This window comes from Microbacterium sp. VKM Ac-2923, assembly GCF_022815605.1.
Taxonomy (GTDB): Bacteria; Actinomycetota; Actinomycetes; order Actinomycetales; family Microbacteriaceae; genus Microbacterium.
Genome location: NZ_JALGRP010000004.1, coordinates 199,432 through 216,674, shown reverse-complemented (window position 1 = coordinate 216,674; position 17,243 = coordinate 199,432). Strand labels below are relative to the sequence as shown.

The 17,243-nt window shown below is 69.8% G+C and carries 17 protein-coding genes; 12 read left to right on the top strand and 5 right to left on the bottom strand.

Annotated elements, in window-relative coordinates; genetic code table 11:
* Window positions 1–5: 5 nt before the first annotated feature.
* From MT347_RS08870 to MT347_RS08855, 4 genes are all read left to right on the top strand, one after another.
* Window positions 6–104, top strand: a complete 99-nt coding sequence (locus MT347_RS08870; protein ID WP_003792170.1) for a 30S ribosomal protein bS22 — start codon at window positions 6–8, stop codon at window positions 102–104.
* A 110-nt stretch (window positions 105–214) separates the two neighbouring features.
* Complete coding sequence (locus MT347_RS08865; RefSeq protein ID WP_243500210.1) at window positions 215–508, top strand: rhodanese-like domain-containing protein; 294 nt, start codon at window positions 215–217, stop codon at window positions 506–508.
* A 28-nt stretch (window positions 509–536) separates the two neighbouring features.
* On the top strand, window positions 537–815 hold the full coding sequence (locus MT347_RS08860) for a glutaredoxin family protein (protein WP_243500208.1): 279 nt from the start codon (window positions 537–539) through the stop codon (window positions 813–815).
* The gene (locus MT347_RS08855; protein WP_243500206.1) at window positions 812–1,114 is read left to right on the top strand and encodes a Dabb family protein; all 303 of its coding nucleotides are present in this window, start codon (window positions 812–814) and stop codon (window positions 1,112–1,114) included. The genes MT347_RS08860 and MT347_RS08855 overlap by 4 nt, the downstream gene beginning before the upstream one ends.
* A gap of 42 nt (window positions 1,115–1,156) precedes the next feature.
* On the opposite strand, the gene MT347_RS08850 is transcribed toward MT347_RS08855, so the two are convergent.
* Window positions 1,157–2,122, bottom strand: coding sequence for an ABC transporter ATP-binding protein (locus MT347_RS08850; protein WP_243500204.1), 966 nt, complete (start codon window positions 2,120–2,122; stop codon window positions 1,157–1,159).
* A 225-nt stretch (window positions 2,123–2,347) separates the two neighbouring features.
* Window positions 2,348–3,706 (bottom strand): aspartate--tRNA(Asn) ligase, encoded by a 1,359-nt coding sequence (gene aspS, locus MT347_RS08845; RefSeq protein WP_243500202.1) that lies wholly within the window; start codon window positions 3,704–3,706, stop codon window positions 2,348–2,350.
* 164 nt (window positions 3,707–3,870) lie between these two features.
* Here aspS and MT347_RS08840 point away from each other — a divergent pair, with 164 nt between their 5' ends.
* From MT347_RS08840 to ccsB, 6 genes are all read left to right on the top strand, one after another.
* Window positions 3,871–4,560, top strand: a complete 690-nt coding sequence (locus tag MT347_RS08840; protein ID WP_243500200.1) for a DedA family protein — start codon at window positions 3,871–3,873, stop codon at window positions 4,558–4,560.
* Between the two features lie 79 nt (window positions 4,561–4,639).
* Window positions 4,640–5,284, top strand: coding sequence for a histidine phosphatase family protein (locus tag MT347_RS08835; protein ID WP_243500198.1), 645 nt, complete (start codon window positions 4,640–4,642; stop codon window positions 5,282–5,284).
* Window positions 5,284–5,889: a TlpA disulfide reductase family protein gene (locus tag MT347_RS08830; protein ID WP_243500196.1), complete on the top strand. Its 606-nt coding sequence runs from the start codon at window positions 5,284–5,286 to the stop codon at window positions 5,887–5,889. The genes MT347_RS08835 and MT347_RS08830 overlap by 1 nt, the downstream gene beginning before the upstream one ends.
* Window positions 5,886–6,635 (top strand): cytochrome c biogenesis CcdA family protein, encoded by a 750-nt coding sequence (locus MT347_RS08825; RefSeq protein WP_243500194.1) that lies wholly within the window; start codon window positions 5,886–5,888, stop codon window positions 6,633–6,635. The genes MT347_RS08830 and MT347_RS08825 overlap by 4 nt, the downstream gene beginning before the upstream one ends.
* The gene (locus MT347_RS08820) at window positions 6,616–8,334 is read left to right on the top strand and encodes a cytochrome c biogenesis protein ResB (RefSeq protein WP_243500192.1); all 1,719 of its coding nucleotides are present in this window, start codon (window positions 6,616–6,618) and stop codon (window positions 8,332–8,334) included. The genes MT347_RS08825 and MT347_RS08820 overlap by 20 nt, the downstream gene beginning before the upstream one ends.
* Window positions 8,335–8,338: 4 nt before the next feature.
* Window positions 8,339–9,346 (top strand): c-type cytochrome biogenesis protein CcsB, encoded by a 1,008-nt coding sequence (gene ccsB / locus MT347_RS08815; protein ID WP_243500190.1) that lies wholly within the window; start codon window positions 8,339–8,341, stop codon window positions 9,344–9,346.
* 346 nt (window positions 9,347–9,692) lie between these two features.
* Here ccsB and MT347_RS08810 read toward each other — a convergent pair whose 3' ends face one another.
* Both MT347_RS08810 and MT347_RS08805 read right to left on the bottom strand, forming a co-directional pair.
* Window positions 9,693–11,777 (bottom strand): YhgE/Pip family protein, encoded by a 2,085-nt coding sequence (locus MT347_RS08810; RefSeq protein ID WP_243500188.1) that lies wholly within the window; start codon window positions 11,775–11,777, stop codon window positions 9,693–9,695.
* A complete protein-coding gene (locus MT347_RS08805; RefSeq protein ID WP_243500186.1) occupies window positions 11,774–14,662 on the bottom strand; it encodes an MMPL family transporter in 2,889 nt (962 codons plus the stop codon). Before MT347_RS08805 ends, MT347_RS08810 begins: the two co-directional genes overlap by 4 nt.
* Window positions 14,663–14,779: 117 nt before the next feature.
* Here MT347_RS08805 and MT347_RS08800 point away from each other — a divergent pair, with 117 nt between their 5' ends.
* Complete coding sequence (locus MT347_RS08800; RefSeq protein WP_243500184.1) at window positions 14,780–15,406, top strand: TetR/AcrR family transcriptional regulator; 627 nt, start codon at window positions 14,780–14,782, stop codon at window positions 15,404–15,406.
* Here the strand turns inward: MT347_RS08800 and MT347_RS08795 are convergent.
* Window positions 15,393–16,394, bottom strand: coding sequence for an o-succinylbenzoate synthase (locus MT347_RS08795; RefSeq protein WP_243500182.1), 1,002 nt, complete (start codon window positions 16,392–16,394; stop codon window positions 15,393–15,395). The two genes, MT347_RS08800 and MT347_RS08795, sit on opposite strands and share 14 nt — an antisense overlap.
* 47 nt (window positions 16,395–16,441) lie before the next feature.
* On the opposite strand from MT347_RS08795, the gene MT347_RS08790 reads away from it, so the two are divergent.
* Window positions 16,442–17,239: an LLM class F420-dependent oxidoreductase gene (locus MT347_RS08790; protein ID WP_243500180.1), complete on the top strand. Its 798-nt coding sequence runs from the start codon at window positions 16,442–16,444 to the stop codon at window positions 17,237–17,239.
* The last annotated feature ends 4 nt before the right edge of the window (window positions 17,240–17,243 follow it).

Genomic DNA, 17,243 nt, shown 5'->3' with positions numbered 1-17,243 from the left:
TTTCCGTGGGTTCTGTCATCAAGAAGCGCCGTAAGCGCATGGCGAAGAAGAAGCACCGCAAGCTGCTTCGCAAGACTCGTCACCAGCGCCGCAACAAGAAGTAAGCGGCCACTACACCGAGCGCCTGTCCGTTGCGACGGGCGCTTCGTGTATCCGTCGTCCGTCTTCGAGGCGCCACGGCATCCGACCGTCGCCTCGCCCCCGGGAGAGAAGCATGCAGTCCATCACGGTCCACGACCTGCACGCGGGACGCGAGCGTCCCCTGATCGATGTGCGCGAGGAGCACGAGTTCGCTGCCGGCCACGTGCCCGGTGCGGTGAACCTGCCGGTGTCGACCCTCGGTGAGCACCTCGACGAGCTGCCGGGCGAGCCGTTCGATGTGATCTGCCAGGTCGGTGGTCGATCGGCGCGGGTCGCCGAAGCGCTCGCCGCACGCGGTCACGACGTGACCAATGTGGAGGGTGGAACGGGTGAATGGGTCGCGGCGGGGTACGGCGTCGAAGCCTGAGGCGCCCCGCTCCTCCTAGGATGGAGGCGTGACGACCCTCACGCTGATCGGCAAGTCCGGCTGTCATCTGTGCGATGTAGCCGAGCAGATCGTCGAGACGGTTGTCGCCGATCTGCCGATAGACGTCGCAGAGCGCGTCGAGATCGAGCAGGCCTCGATCTCCGACGATGCGGCGCTCCACGCGGTCTGGTGGGAGAAGATCCCGGTCGTGCTCATCGACGGCGAGCTGCACGCGCACTGGCGCGTCTCCGCCGACCGCCTGCGAGCCGCACTCATCGCGGCCGATTCCGAAGGAGCCTCCTCGTGAGCATCCGTCACATCGTCCTCTGGAAGCTCGCGGCCGATGACGCCGACACACGGGCACTGCACGCCGAACAGGTCGCAGACAGACTCCTTGCTCTCCGCGAGGTCGTCACCGAGATCGACCACATCGAGGTGGGACGCAACGTCGTCAATCCGCAGTCGAACTGGGATATCGCGCTCGTGAGCGAGTTCGCGGACGCCGCCTCGCTGGAGCGGTATCAGGTGCACCCGGCTCACCAGGAGGTCGCGGCGTTCGTCCGCTCCGTCGTCTCCGAGCGCTCCTGCGTCGACTACCCGTTCTGAGCTGAGCGCGCCGCGACCCGCGGTGCGAACGTTCTTGCGTCGTCAGTCCCGGGGTCGCACGTTCACCGGCACCGGCGCGAGGGCGATGCGCGCGCGAGTGTCGACGTCGAGGCGGTGCTCGGCGGGATGTTCGATCACGACACGGCTGCCGTCAGCGGTGACAACGGTCGAGCGGCGGACGCTCCCGAGGAACGTGGTCTCCTCGACGATGGCATCCACCCCGGTCGTGTCACCGCTGACGAGGACGACGTCCTCGGGGCGCAGGACCACCTCGCAGTGCCCATCGTGCGCCGCGACGGCCAGGGCGAGACGCTGGCCCCACACCTCGACGACCGCACCCTCGACGATCCCGGGTACGGCGCTGACCGGGCCGAGCACTTCCGCAACGGCGGTATCGCCCAGGCGTCTGTACACGTCGGCGGGGCTGCCGGTGGCGACGATGCGTCCGCCGTCCAAGACGACGAGCTCATCCGCGACGGCGGCTGCCTCCGCCGTGTCGCGCGTCGCCCACAGCGTCGTCACGCCGCGCTCGCGGAGTTCGCGGACGACGCGGTCGCGGGTCTGAGCGCGAGCGGTGGTGTGCAATGCCGCGAGGGCATCGTCGAGCACGAGTGCCCGAGGGCGCGCTGCCAGCGCCTTCGCCAACGCCCAGCGTTGACGATCCCCCAGCGCGAGCCGGGACACGGGCGCATCCCCCGCCCGCAGGCCCACCAGCGCGCACAGGCGTTCCGCCTCGGCCTCGGGTGCGACGACCCCGGCATGGCGAGCCGCCGTCGTGATGGACGCGAGGGCGCGACCGAAGCGTAGGGCCGGACTACGGTCGAGGACCGCGGGGACCCGGGGGGCTGCGGCGCCCGTGTGCCCGTCGACCGTGACCGTCCCGGCGTCGCAGTGCTCGGCGCCCGTGGCCAGTCTCAGCAGCGTCGAGGCGCCGCAGCCCGACGGCCCGACGACCGCCACGATCGTGCCCGCGCAGATGTCGAGGTCGACGTCGCGGAGAATGCTCACGCCCGCACGGTCACGGCTCACCCCGCGAAAGATGATCGACCATCCCCGTGGCCGCGGTGCGCGCGCGAACGCCGACGAATCCACGGGCGTGACGGCGACCATGTGCCCACATTGAACAGCGCCCGTGACACGCCGACGCCCGGGGAGTGAACCCCGGGCGTCGCTCGTTCGAATCTTCGAGGTCGACGCCGCGCGGAAATCGGACGGACGTCGACGGCTCGGGACTTACGGCGCCAGTCGCGTCGGGCCGCGGAACAGGTACGTAACCTCGCGGATCGACGACTCGCCCAGAAGAAGCATCAGCACGCGGGCCAGGCCCATGCCGAACCCGCCGTGCGGCGGGGCGCCGAACCGGAAGAAGTCGAGGTAGAAATCGAGGTGCTCGGGATCGAGACCCTTCTCTTTCGCCTGCTCGATCAGCACGTCGACGCGGTGCTCGCGCTGGGCGCCGGTGGTGATCTCGACGCCGTTGAAGAGCAGGTCGTACGACTTGGTCAGCCCGGTCTCCTCATCGCGCATGTGGTAGAAAGCGCGGATCTCGGGGTGGTAGTCGGTGATGAAAACGAACTGGTGGCCGAACGTCTCGGCCACGTGCGCGGCGATCTGGCGCTCGCCCTCGGGGTCGAGGTCGCCGTCGGTGCGGGGGATGTCGTAGCCGCGTGCGGCGACGATCTCGCGCGCCTCGGCAAGCGGGACGCGCGGGAAGGGCACCGAGGGGACCTGCACCTCGACGCCGAACAGCTCCTGGATCTCGGCGCCGTGCTTGTCGGCGACGGCCTGGAACGCGGTGTGGAGCAGCTCCTCCTGCATGCGGGCGACGTCTTCGTGCGAGTCGATCCAGCTGATCTCCGCGTCGATCGAGGTGAACTCGGTCGCGTGACGGCTGGTGAAGGAGGGGTCGGCGCGGAAGGCGGGGGCGATCTCGAAGATCTTGCCGAAGCCGGCGACCTGGGCCATCTGCTTGAAGAACTGGGGGCTCTGCGCGAGATAGGCCGTCTTGTCTTCGAAGTACGGCACTTCGAACAACTCGGCGTTGGATTCGGAGGGGGACGCCATGAGCTTGGGGGAGTGCACCTCGATGTAGTCGCGCTCGACCCAGTAGGTGCGCATCGCGTGCTCGAGCGTGGTCTGCACGCGGAAGATGAGGTTGTTACGGCGCTGACGCAGGTCGATGAAGCGCCAGTCCATGCGCTTGTCGGGGCTGCTGTCCGCAGCGATCGGGGTCTCGGGGTTCGCCGCGGCCGCGATCACGAGCTCGCCGACCTTGATCTCGACCCCGCCGAGCTTGACGCGCTCGTCGTGCTTGAGCTCGCCGCGGACGGTCAGGAAGGTACCGGTGGCGAGGGCGCCGATCGTCTCGGTCAGCGCGAGCGCGGCGGCATCCTGATCCACCTCGGTCCCCGAGTCCGCCGAAGGGGCGGACGGACGCGTCGCAGGGTTCACCAGCTGCACGGCACCGGTCTCGTCACGAAGGACGACGAACTGCACCTTCTTCTGATCGCGGACGGTTTCGACCCACCCCGACACCTCGACGGCGCCGGCGGGAAGGGACTTCAGCTGGTTGACCAGGACTCGTTCGCTCACGATCGACCATCCTACGTGCGCCCGTCCCGCCGCAACGGGACGCGGGTGCGGGTGGTGCGGCATCCCCTCGCTCGGGGGCAACCCTCAGGAACCGTGCACCGGGGGGTCCTAGCCTGAAACGGGCGCCCGGTCGGGCGGCCGATCACCGAGCGCGAAGGCACCCGATGACCGACACCACCCTCTCTGCGTCCCCCCTACGGTCGAGCTCCGGCTCCGGGGAGGAGCAGTCGTGGCTGACCTCTCTGGCCGACTGGACCGTCTCGCTCATGGAGATCATCGGCCCGGTCGGGGCCGGCGTCGCCATCGCGCTCGAGAACCTCTTCCCGCCGCTGCCGAGCGAGGTCGTGCTGCCGATGGCGGGGCTGACCGCCAGTCGCGGGTCGTTCACGCTCTTCGAGGCGCTGCTGTGGACGACGATCGGATCGATCGTCGGCGCGTTCATGCTGTACGGCCTCGGCCGCTGGCTGGGGGCGGCGCGCCTGCGCACCTTCGCCGCCAAGATGCCCCTCCTGCACCCCGAGGACGTCGACCGGACCGTGGCGTGGTTCGAGCGGCACGGGGGCAAGGCGGTGTTCTTCGGTCGCATGATCCCGATCTTCCGGAGCCTCATCTCGATCCCCGCGGGAGTGTCGAAGATGTCCCTGTGGCGCTTCGGTCTGCTCACGGGGGCCGGCAGCCTCATCTGGAACACGATCTTCGTGCTGTCGGGCTACCTGCTGGGCGAGAACTGGCACATCGTCGAGGAGTACGCCTCGATCCTGCAGTACGTCGTGATCGTGGCGGTGGGCATCGGCGTGGCACTGTTCCTCTACACCCGCGTCCGCTCGTTGCTCGCGGCCCGCAAAGACGCCTGATCGTCCGGGATATCTCCACGTCGAAGCAACCGGCGCCCTTGCTCAGTCAGACCACAGAACCCGCGCCTAGACTCGGGTCGTGACCGCCGATCGCCTCCATCTCGTGCGCCACGGAGAGGTTCACAACCCCCGTCGCGTGCTTTACGGGCGGCTCCCCGGGTTCGGTCTCAGCGTCGCGGGTCGGCGGATGGCGCTCCAGGCAGCCGAGTACGTGCGGGGTCTTCACCGGCCCATCAGCGCTCTCGTCGTCTCGCCCCTGCAGCGCACGCGTGAGTCGTCGGAGCCCTTCACAGAGTTCTTCGGCATCCAGCCGTACATCGACGATCGCGTGATCGAGCCGACGAACGTCTTCGAGGGGCGGCGCATGAAGCGCGCGCTGGCGAACCCCCTGAACTGGCGTCACCTCAGCCGTCCCGCGGTACCCAGCTGGGGCGAGCCGTACGAACGCGTCGTCGCCCGGATGACGGATGCCATGGCCGACGCCTGGGAGCGGGTTCCCTCGGGCGACGTCGTCGTCGTCTCGCACCAGCTTCCGATCTGGGTGACCCACCTCGCCCTCTCCCACCAACCCACCCGCCACGACCCCCGCAAGCGCCGGTGTGCGCTGTCGAGCGTGACGAGTTTCGAACGGCGAGACGGCGCCGACGGCTCGACGCGCTGGGTCGAGGTGGCGTACGCCGAGCCGGCATCCACCGCCGGAGCCGTCGACGTAGGAGCCGTGTGATGCGCCGAATCCTCACCGCCGCCGGAGCGATGGCCGCCGCCGCGGCCCTCGTCGTGGGCTTGGCGGCCTGCACCGCCGACCCGCTCGCCGAGCAGTACCGGGCGGGCGACAACAAGGGCTACATCGCCGCCAACGGTCTGCAATGGCAGGAGATCCCCGAGTCCGACCGCGGCGAGGCCGTGGAGTTCTCGGGCAGCCTTGACAACGGATCGCCGGTGTCGAGCGCCGACTACGCCGGCAAGGTGCTCGTCGTGAACTTTTGGTACGCGACGTGCGGCCCGTGCATCATCGAGGCCCCGCGCCTCGAGCAGGCGTACCAGAGCTTCCAGGGCCAGGACGTGGCCTTCCTCGGCATCAATACCTACGACCAGCCCGCCACCGCGTTGTCGTTCGCCCGCGATCACGGGGTGTCGTACTCGAGCGCCATGGCTGTCAACGACGGCGAACTCAAACTGGCCTTCGCCGACAAGACCCCCATCAATGCGACGCCGACGACGCTCGTCCTCGACAAGCAGGGCCGCGTCGCCGCCCGCGTCATCGGCGAGCTCCCCGAGGCCTCGATCCTCGAGTCCATGGTGCGCACGCTCGTCGCGGAGCCCGCGTGAACCCGGGCGCCCTGGTCTTCGATGGGGCGCTGTGGCTCGCCCTGCCCGTCGCTCTGGCGGCGGGCCTCATCTCGTTCCTCTCGCCGTGCGTGCTGCCTCTTGTGCCGGGTTACCTGGGGTTCATCGGCGGTGCCGTCTCGCCGCGGGGTGCGTCGGCATCCTCCGCCGGCCGGGGACGGCTGCTCGGGGGGACACTGCTGTTCATCGCCGGATTCACCCTGGTGTTCATGGTCGCGAACGTGCTGGGCGGCACGGTGGGGCTGTTCTTCCTTCGCTACGCCGACGTCATCACGCGCGTGATGGGCGTCGTGATCATCGTGCTCGGCTTCGTCTTCATCGGCCTCTTCGGCGTGGCCCAGCGGTCGGTGCGGTTGCAAACACGCGGCAACCTCGGTCTCATCGGCGCCCCTCTGCTGGGCATCGCCCTCGGGGTGGGGTGGACGCCGTGCATCGGCCCGACGCTGGCCGCGATCCTGTCGGTGTCGTACAACCTGGGCGACCCCGGCCGCGCCGCGCTGCTGGGGCTGGCGTACTCGCTGGGTCTCGGCATCCCGTTCATCCTGCTCGCCCTCGGTTTCGGGTGGGCGACGCGCTCGGTGGCGTTCGTCCGGCGGCACATCCGGACGGTCAACCTCATCGGTGGAGCCCTTCTCATCGTGCTCGGCCTGCTCATGGTGACGGGCGCCTGGGGCCAGTGGATGTCGACCCTGCAGGGAGTGATCGGCAATGTCCAGCTCCCGCTCTGATCGAGGAAGCACCGTGAAAGAACCCACCGACGGCGTTCTGCGTCCGTCTGACCACGCCGACTCGGACGAGCCGGAGATCACGCAGCCGCGCCTGGGTGCCGTGGGGTGGGCACGCTGGGGCTGGCGCCAACTGACCAGCATGCGCACGGCCCTCGTGCTGTTGCTGCTGCTCGCGATCGCGGCGGTTCCGGGGTCACTGGTCCCGCAGCGCACGGCCGACCCCAATGGCGTCACCCAGTACTTCACCGACAACCCCGACCTCGCACCGGTGCTCGACAACCTGAGCCTGTTCGACGTCTACACCTCGCCGTGGTTCTCGGCCATCTACCTGCTGCTGTTCATCTCGCTGATCGGCTGCGTGCTGCCGCGCACCAAGCACCACTGGAAGGCGCTCAAGTCGCAGCCGCCGCGGACGCCCGCGCGCCTCTCGCGCCTCGACGATCACCGCAGCCGCACGATCGCGGTCGATGGGGATCCGGATGCCACGGCATCCGCCGCCGTCGACACCGCCGCCGCTCAGCTGCGCAAGAGCGGCTACCGCGTGGCCCGGTACGACGGTCGCGGCACCTTCTCGGTCTCTGCCGAGCGCGGGTACCTGCGTGAGACGGGCAACCTGGTCTTCCACGCCGCACTCGTGGGCGTGCTCGTCGCCGTCGGCCTCGGCGGCGGGTTCACGTACACCGGACAGCGCGTACTGGTCGAAGGTCAGGCCTTCGCCAACAGCCTGCTCGACTACTCCTCGTTCAACCCCGGTCGCTTCGTCAGCGGTGACACCCTCACGCCGTACTCCCTGACGCTGGATAAGTTCGACGTGTCGTACGTGCCGCCCGGGCAGCCGGGCTCGGGTCAGGCGGGTGACTTCGTGGCGCACCTGACGACCCAGGCGCCCGGCGGTGAGGCGCAAGACGGTGACGTGCGAGTGAACCACCCGCTCGATGTCGAGGGAGACCGCGTCTACCTCCTGGGAAACGGGTACGCACCGACCGTCACGATCCGCGACGCTCAGGGCGAGGAGGTGTTCCACGACTCGGTGGCATTCCTTCCGCAGGATGCCAACATGACCTCGCTCGGCGTCATCAAGGTCGCCGACGGTCTGCCGCAACAGCTGGGCCTCCTCGGCTTCTTCTACCCGACGATGGACGTGCTGTCCTCGGGGGCGCTGACCTCGACGTACGGTGCCCTCGAGTACCCCGTGCTCACGCTCCGCGTGTACGAGGGCGACCTGGGTATCGACGACGGCACACCGCGCTCGGTGTACACGCTCGACCCGTCGGGCATGACCCAGATCGCCGGCGGTGACAGCGGCACGCCCGCGCTGCAGCTCATGCCGGGCGATACGCAGGATCTGCCCAACGGCCTGGGCACCATCACGTTCGAGAACGAGGCGCCGGCGGGTGCCTCCGGCTACGACGGCTCCGTCAAGCGCTTCGCCTCGCTGTCGATCCATCGCGATCTCGCCGGACCCTGGGTGCTCGCGTTCGCGCTGCTCGCGCTGCTCGGCCTGCTCGCCGCGCTGTTCGTCCCGCGCCGGCGGATGTGGGTCAAGGCGACGCCGAAGGGTGACGGCGTCCTCGTCGAGTACGCGGGACTCGCCCGTGGCGAGGATCCGACTCTCGCCGCCGCCGTCGACCAGCTCACCGAACGCCACGGCGCCTCCCTTCCTGCCTCGAGCCACCCCGACACCGGAAAAGTAGACTGAGACCATGCCCGGAACCGACCCGCTTCTCCTCGACGAGATCTCCCTCCTCCTGGTGTGGACGGCGGTCGCCATCTACGTGCTGGCCTTCATCGCCTACGCCATCGACCTCGCCCGCCGCTCCGACCTCGCGCTCAAGGCGAAGGACGAGGTCGTCGCGCGCCAGCTGGTCACCGCGGGTGGTGGGGGAGTGATCTCCGGGTCGGCCGGCTCCTCGGCATCCACGTCTTCCTCCCGGCCCCGCTACCTGTGGGCCCGCCTCGGTACCGTGCTGACGGCGCTCGGGTTCGCGTTCCATCTGGTTGCTACGGTGCTGCGCGGGATCGCGGCCGAGCGCGTGCCGTGGTCGAACATGTACGAGTTCGCCCTCACCGGGCTTCTGCTGATCATCGGCGTGTACCTCGCGGTGCTCACCCGCTACGACCTGCGTTTCCTCGGCTCGCTGATGACCGGACTCGCCGTGCTGCTGCTCGGCGGGGCGACGTTGGCCTTCCACGTCGAGGTCGTTCCCCTCGCCGACCCGCTCAAGTCGGTGTGGCTCGTGGTCCACGTCTTCGTGGCGAGCCTCGCGACGGCGCTCTTCGCCCTGGCATTCGGGTTGTCGGTCGTGCAGCTCATCCAGACGCGTCGTGAGCGCAAGCTCGCCGAGGCCCCCGCGGATGCCGAGCCGAAGCGCAGCTTCCTGCGCACGGTGCCGTCGGCAGATGCCCTGGAGTCGCTGGCCTACCGCTTCGCGATCGTGGGCTTCATCTTCTGGACCTTCACCCTCATCGCCGGATCGATCTGGGCCAACGACGCCTGGGGTCGCTTCTGGGGTTTCGACACCAAAGAGGTGTGGACGTTCGTGATCTGGGTGCTCTACGCCGGCTACATCCATGCCCGCGCGACCCGCGGGTGGCGTGGCACCCGTTCGGCGTGGCTGTCGATCATCGGCTTCACCGCCGTGCTGTTCAACTTCACGATCGTGAACGTCTTCTTCAAGGGACTGCACGCGTACAGCGGCCTCACGACGTAACGCGGGGGTGCGCGCGCTGCTGGTCGGCGCGGCGCTGGCGCGGGGTGGTGTCGTGCTGGCGCGGGCGGGCGCCGACCGCGACGAGTCTCCGTGCTGAACGTCTAGGACACCCGGAACACTCGTCGAGGCCACCCGGGTGTCTCGGACACTCGGATGTCACCGCTCGCGGAGCGCGCGAGCCGCGGTCTACGTGAGTCGCGGTTTACGTGAGCCGCGGTCCACGCGAGCCGCGGTCTACGCGAGTCGCGGTCTACGCGAGTCGCGGTCTACGTGAGCCGCGGCCTACGTGAGCCGCGCCCTACGCGAGCCGCGGCCCACGCGAGCCGCGCCCTACGCACGCCGCGGCCTACGCGAGCGCGGCAGCGACGCGGGCCGACGTCGTGCGGCGACGGATCACGACGAGCGTCGTGGCGATGAGCGACAGCACCGCCCAGACGACGAACCCGGCGATACCCGTCGCCACGCCGCCCGAGGAGGACAGGGCGCCGAGCATCGCGTCGTACGCCGGGGCGGTCGGGAGCAGGGAGGCCACCGCCGCGAGGGCCGGTGGCACGGTCGATACGATGCTCGCGCCGAGCGCCAGAGCGCCGATCACGGCGGCGAGCCAGCGACCCGCTCCGCCGAACACGGCGACCAGCGCCTGATTTACGGCGGCGAAGGCCACACCCGCGGCGATGCAGATGAGAGCGAACAGCGCCCAGTCGCCCCAGTCGTAGTCGGATGCCACTTGCACCACGGCCGCGACGAGCAGTCCCTGGACGGCGCCGACGAGCGCCGCGGGGGCGAAGCCGCGCAGTGCCACGAGCGCCGAGGGACGTCGGCTGGTCAGGGAGCGCGCGGAGACGGCCTGGAACGCCACGAACGATGCGACGCCACCGAACCACAGCACGGCCATCGAGAGCAGCGGTACCGCGGCGAGACCGAACAGCGAATCCTGGGTGCCCGTCGCCGAGACGGGATCCGCCACCACGTCGGCGAGCGTGGTCGCCTGTGCGTCGGTGTAGCTCGGCAACTGGTCTACGGCGCTGTCCAGGCCGCTGGCCAGCGACGAGGTGCCCGTGGCGACCTGGTCGACGCCGTCGGCGAGTCGCCCGGCGCCGCCCTGGGCATCGGATGCTCCAGATGCCAGCTGCGCGGCGCCCGACCCGAGAGCGGCGGCACCCGCGCCGAGCTGGCGCGTGCCGTCGGCGATCTGCGTCGCGCCGCCGGAGAGGCCGTCGATCCCGCCCGCGATGGTGTTCAGGCCGGACGCTGCTTCGCGTGCGCCGCCGGCGAGCCCGGTGGCTCCGTCGGCGAGCTGCTGGTTGGCGTCGGCGATGGCGCGGATGCCGGCCGGCAGCTGCGCGGCTTGACCCGCGAGGTCGCCGATCTTGGTCACCGTCTGCGTGGCTTGGGGGAGGGCCTTGTTCGCTTCGTCGGAGGCGACGCGCAGGGCCTGGCACTGCTCCGGTGTGCCCGTGCACTCGTCTGCGGCCTTCTGCAGCGCCGCGGCCGCATCGATCAGCGCTTCATTGACCTGGGGAGCGGCGTTCGACAGGGCGGCGGCGTCTTCGGCGAAGCTCGGGGGGATCTGGTCGGCGAGACCGTTGATCTCTGTCGCGAGCTGCTGATTACCGGAGGCGATTCCGTCGGCGCCGCCGGCGAGCTTGTCGACGCCGACGGCCGCGTCGCGCGTGCCTCCGGCCAGGGCACTCGCCCCGCTGGCGAGCTGCGCGGCGCCGTCGGCGAGGGGCTTCGTGCCGGCCGAGAGCTGCCCCGCGCCGTCTGAGAGCTGCTCAGCTCCGCTGGAGAGTTGTCCCAGCCCGTCGCGGAGGCCGCTCGCCCCGGTGGCCGCCTGGGCGGCACCGTCGGCGAGCTGATGGGCACCGTCGGCAGCGGTACCCAGCTGATCGCCGAGCGTGGTGAATCCGAGGAACACGTTCTTCAGGTACTGCGATGACAGCTCGCCGCCGAAGACGTTGGAGGCGGTGGATGCCAACTGCGCGGTGATCGCGCCGTCAACGACGCGGGCGTCGGGCGCCGTTCGCACACCGATCGTGGCTTGCTCGGGGGTCTCGCCCGGTCGGGTCGAGAGGGAGGCTGCCGTGAAGTTCTCGGGGATCGTCACCACGGCCGTATACGTGCCGTCGGCGAGGCCCGCTGCCGCGTCGTCATCGTTCGAGATGACCCAGTCGATGTTGCTGGGCTGGTCGTCGGCGCCCTTGACCAGCCCGCCGGTCAGCTGTCGTCCGAGGGGGACGAGTTGGCCGTCGAGCTCGACGGCCTTGTCGTCGTTCACGATTGCGGCAGTGATGTTCTCGAGCCGGTCGGTGGGGTTGTACAGGGCGCCTACCAGGATCCCGCCGATCACGGCGGGCAGAAGCAGCACGCCAACGAGCGTCAGCCAGGTGACGGGGCGGCGCGAGCGGGAGCGCTCGACGGAGAGAGTCATGCGAACACCTCGGAGAGATCGGCGAAGGTTTCTTGCGGCGGGCGCGGGCGCCGCGGCGTGGGGAGGGCGAGCGAGGCGACGTCGGGACGCTGCGCTTCCGAGAGGAGGGTCAGAGCACGATGCTCGTCGCGGGCCGAGACGACGAGTGTGAACGGCACGTCGTCGTCGCCGGCACGGTCGCGCCTCTCGGTCGCGGCGCGCCGGAGCACGCTGGCCACGTCGTCGCGGTCGTCGTCGTCGAGACGGTCGATGTCGCTGACGACGGCGATGCGTGTCCCGCCGGCCACCGCCCGGCGGACATCGGCCGCGGCCGTGGCCGGGTCGTCGATCAGGGCGATGCCGACGCGCGCGCGAACGGCGCCGGCGCGTTCGGGGACGAGCAGGCCGTCGACGCGCAGGCGTCCATCGATCTTCGAAAGACGCCCGGCGAGTGCGAGCAGGAGCGTGCGCGTCGTACGCTGCTCACCGGTCACCAGGAGAGTGCCGCCGTAGGCGAGACGCACGGAGACGTCGGCGAACACCGGCTGCTCGTCGTCCGAGACGGTCAGGGCGCGCAGCTCGTCGGCGGCGATCGCGGTCGGGGGTCCTGCGGGCCAGGCGGCCAGATGGATCTCGCGTTCGACGGCCTCGCCCTCGACGTCGAGTTTGGGCAGGAGACGGTCCAGCCACCGCGGCATCCACCACGCCTTGTCTCCGAGGAGGGCGAGCACTGCAGGGACGAGGGTCATCCGCACGAGGAATGCGTCGACGGCGACGCCCACGGCGAGTCCGAGGGCGATGGGCTTGAGGCTCGAATCTCCCTCGGGAACGAACGCCACGAAGACCGCGAACATGATGACGGCGGCAGCCACGACGACGCGGGCGGAAGCCGCGAAGCCACTGCGGACCGCGTCGAGTGCGACCTCGCGGGGCGTGCGGCCCTCGCGATTCGCGTGGACGTAGTCTTCGCGCATACGCGAGACGAGGAATACCTGGTAGTCCATGGCGAGGCCGAAGAGCACGCCCATGACGACGATCGGCATGAAGCTGATGATGGGGCCGACCTTGGCGACGTGCAGCGCGTCGGCGAACCAGCCCCACTCGAACACCGCAGCCACGACACCGAAGGCGGCGGCGACCGACAGCAAGTAACCGCCCGCAGCGGTGAGCGGCACCCAGATCGAACGGAAAACGATCATCAGCAGCACGAGCGACAGACCGACGACGAACAGCCCGAACGGCAGGAGCGCGGCCCCGAGCTGATCGGAGATGTCGATCGTCACCGCGGTGTAGCCGGTGACCAGCAGGCGCACGCCGAATTCGTCGTAGAGGCGGTCCTCTTGGGCCCGGAGCTCGCGCACGAGGTCGGCGGTGCGCGGGTCGTCGGGGGCGGTCTCGGGCACGATCTGCACGATGCCGGTGTCGGCGGTCTCATTCGGGGTCGCCAGCGCGACCTCGGCCACACCGGGGATCTTCGCGATCTCTTCGCCGAGGTCGGTCATCAGCGTGAGCGGGTCGTTGCTCGTGACGATGGTGCCGGTCATGATGAGCGGCCCGTTGGCGCCCGGACCGAAGTATTCGTCGGTCAACTCGTACGCCACGCGGGCCTCGTCACCCTCGGGCAGCTGCCCGGCGTTCGGCAGGGTGAGGGCGAGAGATGCAGCGGGGATCGCTGCCGTTCCGAGGAGGGCGACGATGCCGACGGTGGTGACCACGGGATGCCGTGTCACCAGCCCCACCCAGCGCTTCGCGGGTCCGTTGCGCTGCGCACGGATGGCCGCGGTGTCAGCCTTCTCTCGGCTCTCGGCGGCAATCCGGGCGGCCTCAGTCGGGTCGTCCTCGGTGCCGGCGCCGCGAGCGCGCTTCTTCGGTCGCGTGAACCCCCACCCGACCACACGGTGTCCGGCGAAACCGAGGAACGCGGGGGTGAGGGTGAGTCCGACGCACACCGCGATCGCCACGGCGACCGAGGCGGCGACGCCCATGGTGGTGAGGAACGGGATGCCGGCGAAGCTGAGTCCGATGAGGGCGATGAGCACGGTGATTCCGGCGAAGACGACGGCCGAACCGGCCGTGCCGACGGCGCGGGCGGTGGACTCCTCGGGATCCATGCCTGCTCTCGTCTGGTCTTGATGCCGCGACACGATGAAGAGGGCGTAGTCGATGCCGACCGCCAAGCCCAGCATCACCGCCAGGAGCGGCGTGGTCGACGAGACGGTCGCGAAGCCCGTGGCGATGAAGATGAGCGCGATCGAGAGGCCGACGCCGAGGATCGCGGTGGCCAACGGCATTCCGGCCACGAGGAACGAGCGGAACGTCACCATGAGCACGAGCGCGGCGATCACCACGCCGAGGGCTTCGGTGAGGGTCGCGCCGGGAATCTCGGTGGCGAAGAGCTGGCCACCGAGGACGGCCTGCGAACCGGCGGGCAGGGCGGAACCGAGGGCGGTGGCAGCGTCGCGGAGCCCGGTCTCCGTGGCTTCGGGGACGGCCGTCGCCTCGCCGGAGAACTGGATGCGGACGATCGCGGCGCGGTCGTCTTCTGCGATGCCGCCCGCGATGCGCGAGTCGTACGGATCGGTGACCGCCGCGACGAAGTCGAGCCCGCTGACATCGGAGGTCGTCGTGGCGATGGCCGTCTGGTACGCCTGATCGCGCACGCTCGCGCCGTCGGCAGCGACCACGATGATCTCGGCGCTGGCGCCGCTCACCTGCGGGAAGGTGCGGTCGAGCATCTCGAGCCCGGCCTGCGATTCGGTGCCGGGGATCGCGAAGGTGTTGTCGGTCCCCTTCGCGAAGAGCGCGACCCCGCCGCCGGCGACGACCAGTATGAGAAGCCACGCGGTCAGGACCCGCCAAGGGTGACGGAATGACCAGCGACCCAGGGTGTACAGGAATGTCGACACGGCGGCTCCCACGATCGGTGAATGAGTCGATACATCACCGTATCGGATACATCAATGTATCGTAGTCCCCGATGGTGAGGTCGAACCTGGATTTCACCCGAGGACTGGAGGTCACGGATGACCGATTCCGCGCCCGCGACGACGCGCCGCCGCGAGAACACCCGTACCCGCCTGATGGATGCCGCCGCTGAAGTGTTCGCCGAGGTCGGCATCGATGCTGCCTCCGTCGAGGCCGTGTGCGAGCGAGCGGGCTTCACCCGCGGTGCGTTCTACTCCAACTTCGCCTCGAAGGAGGAGCTGTTCCTGGCGCTCTGCGCGCGATCCGCCGAGACCACCATCGCCGCCGTGCGGGAGCGGGTGACCTCCATCGAGGACCGCGGTCTCAACACTGCCGACGACGTGATGCAGCTCGTGCACGAGGTGCTCGAGGCGACGGGGGAGGATCGCCTCGACGTGCTTCTCGGCGCCGAGACGCGCCTTCAGGCCCTGCGCAATCCCGAGTTCGCCCAGGCGTACCTCGCGCTGAATCAGGGGTTGGGCGAGAGCGTCACCCACCTCGTGCGCGACATCGCCGAAGCGCGCGGGTTGTCGCTGCGCGTACCCGCCGACGTCGCGACGGAGCTGCTGCTGTCGGTGTGGGTCTCGACGTCGGAGACCGCTCTGCTCCTCCGTCAGGCGCCGGCGCTGTCCCGCTCGGGACTGGCCGAGCGGCTCTCTCAGGTGGTCGGGCTCATCCTCGAGTGACCTCGAGCAGGTCGTAGCAGCGACGCAGGCGGGCCAGCCACCAGTCGCGACGCTCGTCGTCGGCGGCCACGCGATCGAGGTCGGTGGACGACGGCCGCGGGCGTTCGAGTGACACCACGCCCCCCCGGGCGATGAGGGGGGATGCCACGACGTCGGCCGTGAACAACGATGCGGTGCCGAGACCGCAGTCGAAGTCGAGCTGCGGCAGCGCCGCGGCGAGGGCCGCCCCCATCGACAGTCCGATCGAGGTGTCGAGCGCGCTGGACACCACCGCGGGGAGCCCCGCCTGGGCGACGAGGTCGAGCGCCGCGTGCACTCCGCCCAACGGCTGCGCCTTGATCACCAGGATGTCGGCTGCCCCGGCACGGGCGACGAGGAGCGGATCGGCCGCCTTTCGCACACTCTCATCGGCGGCGACCGGGATGTCGAGGTATCCGATGCGCTCCCGCAACTCGGCGAGCTCGTCGACCTCGGCACAGGGCTGCTCCACGTACTCCAGGTCGAATTCGGCGAGCGCGTGTATCGCTCGCTCGGCTTCGTCGACGTTCCACGCCGCGTTGGCATCGATGCGCACGCGGCCCTCCGGCCCCATCTCGTCGCGCACCGCCCGCACCCGCGCGACGTCGTCGGCGAGCGTCTGTCCCGCCTCTGCCACCTTCACCTTCGCCGTGCGGCATCCGTCGTACCGGGCCAGGATGCGGGCGACGTCGGATGCCGGGACGGCGGGCACCGTGGCGTTGACGGCGACGACGTCCCGGACGGCCGGCGGCGTGGGTCGCCAGCCGAAGTCGAGGGCGCCGGCGAGCCAGGTGGCCGCTTCAGCGTCGGGGTACTCCGCGAAAGGCGAGAATTCCGTCCACCCCCGCGGCCCCTCGAACACCACGGCCTCGCGGGTGCGGATGCCGCGGAACGGCGCGGCGAGCGGAAGGGCGACCACCCGCGCGGTGGCGAGGACGTCGGCGAAGGGCGGGAGGGGCGTGGTGCTCATGTCCCCATCCTGGCCCGGGTGTCAGTGGCCCGGAATAGGCTGACCGCATGCTCTTCGACACTCCGGTCCGGCTCGGCGTCCAGATCCAGCCGCAGCACGTGCAGTACTCCGACATCCGCGACGCCGTCTTCCGTCTGGAAGAGATGGGCGTCGACATCCTGTTCAACTGGGACCACTTCTTCCCGCTGTACGGCGACCCCGACGGCGAGCACTTCGAGTCGTGGACAATGCTGTCGGCCTGGGCCGAGCAGACCGAGAGGGTCGAGTTCGGGGCGCTGGTCAACTGCAACAGCTACCGCGGCGCCGATCTGCAGGCCGACATGGCCCGCACGATCGACCACATCAGCAAGAAGGGCGGCGACACCGGCCGTTTCATCTTCGGCACCGGATCGGGCTGGTTCCAGCGCGACTACGACGAGTACGGCTACGAGTTCGGCACCGCGGGCTCGCGTCTGAACGCGCTCGCCGCCGACCTCGACCGCATCGTCGACCGCTGGGGAAAGCTGAACCCCGCCCCCACTCGCAAGATCCCCGTGATGATCGGCGGCAAGGGCGAGCAGAAGACGCTGCGCATCGTCGCGCGCCACGCCGACATCTGGCACAGCTTCGTCACGCCCGACGAGCTCCCGCACAAGCTCGGCGTGATCGAGAAGTGGGCCGAGACCGAGGGACGCGACCTGTCGACCCTCGTCGTGTCGAACGAGCTGAAGGATCGCGACGAGACCGACGCCGACGCCCTCTTCGACGCCGGCACGCGCTTGTTCACCCTCGGCTTCTCGGGCCCCGAATGGGACTACTCGCTCATCGAGCGGTGGTTGACCTGGCGCGACGCGAAGAACGCCTGAGGCT

Bases quoted from the DNA above. Each gene is read 5' to 3' on its own strand.
- MT347_RS08820 (WP_243500192.1), top strand. From the start codon at position 6,616: ATGTCCAGCTCCCGCTCTGATCGAGGAAGCACCGTGAAAGAACCCACC.
- MT347_RS08840 (WP_243500200.1), top strand. From the start codon at position 3,871: ATGACCGACACCACCCTCTCTGCGTCCCCCCTACGGTCGAGCTCCGGC.
- MT347_RS08830 (WP_243500196.1), top strand. From the start codon at position 5,284: ATGCGCCGAATCCTCACCGCCGCCGGAGCGATGGCCGCCGCCGCGGCC.
- ccsB (WP_243500190.1), top strand. From the start codon at position 8,339: ATGCCCGGAACCGACCCGCTTCTCCTCGACGAGATCTCCCTCCTCCTG.
- MT347_RS08810 (WP_243500188.1), bottom strand. From the start codon at position 11,777: ATGACTCTCTCCGTCGAGCGCTCCCGCTCGCGCCGCCCCGTCACCTGG.
- MT347_RS08800 (WP_243500184.1), top strand. From the start codon at position 14,780: ATGACCGATTCCGCGCCCGCGACGACGCGCCGCCGCGAGAACACCCGT.
- MT347_RS08795 (WP_243500182.1), bottom strand. From the start codon at position 16,394: ATGAGCACCACGCCCCTCCCGCCCTTCGCCGACGTCCTCGCCACCGCG.
- MT347_RS08865 (WP_243500210.1), top strand. From the start codon at position 215: ATGCAGTCCATCACGGTCCACGACCTGCACGCGGGACGCGAGCGTCCC.
- MT347_RS08790 (WP_243500180.1), top strand. From the start codon at position 16,442: ATGCTCTTCGACACTCCGGTCCGGCTCGGCGTCCAGATCCAGCCGCAG.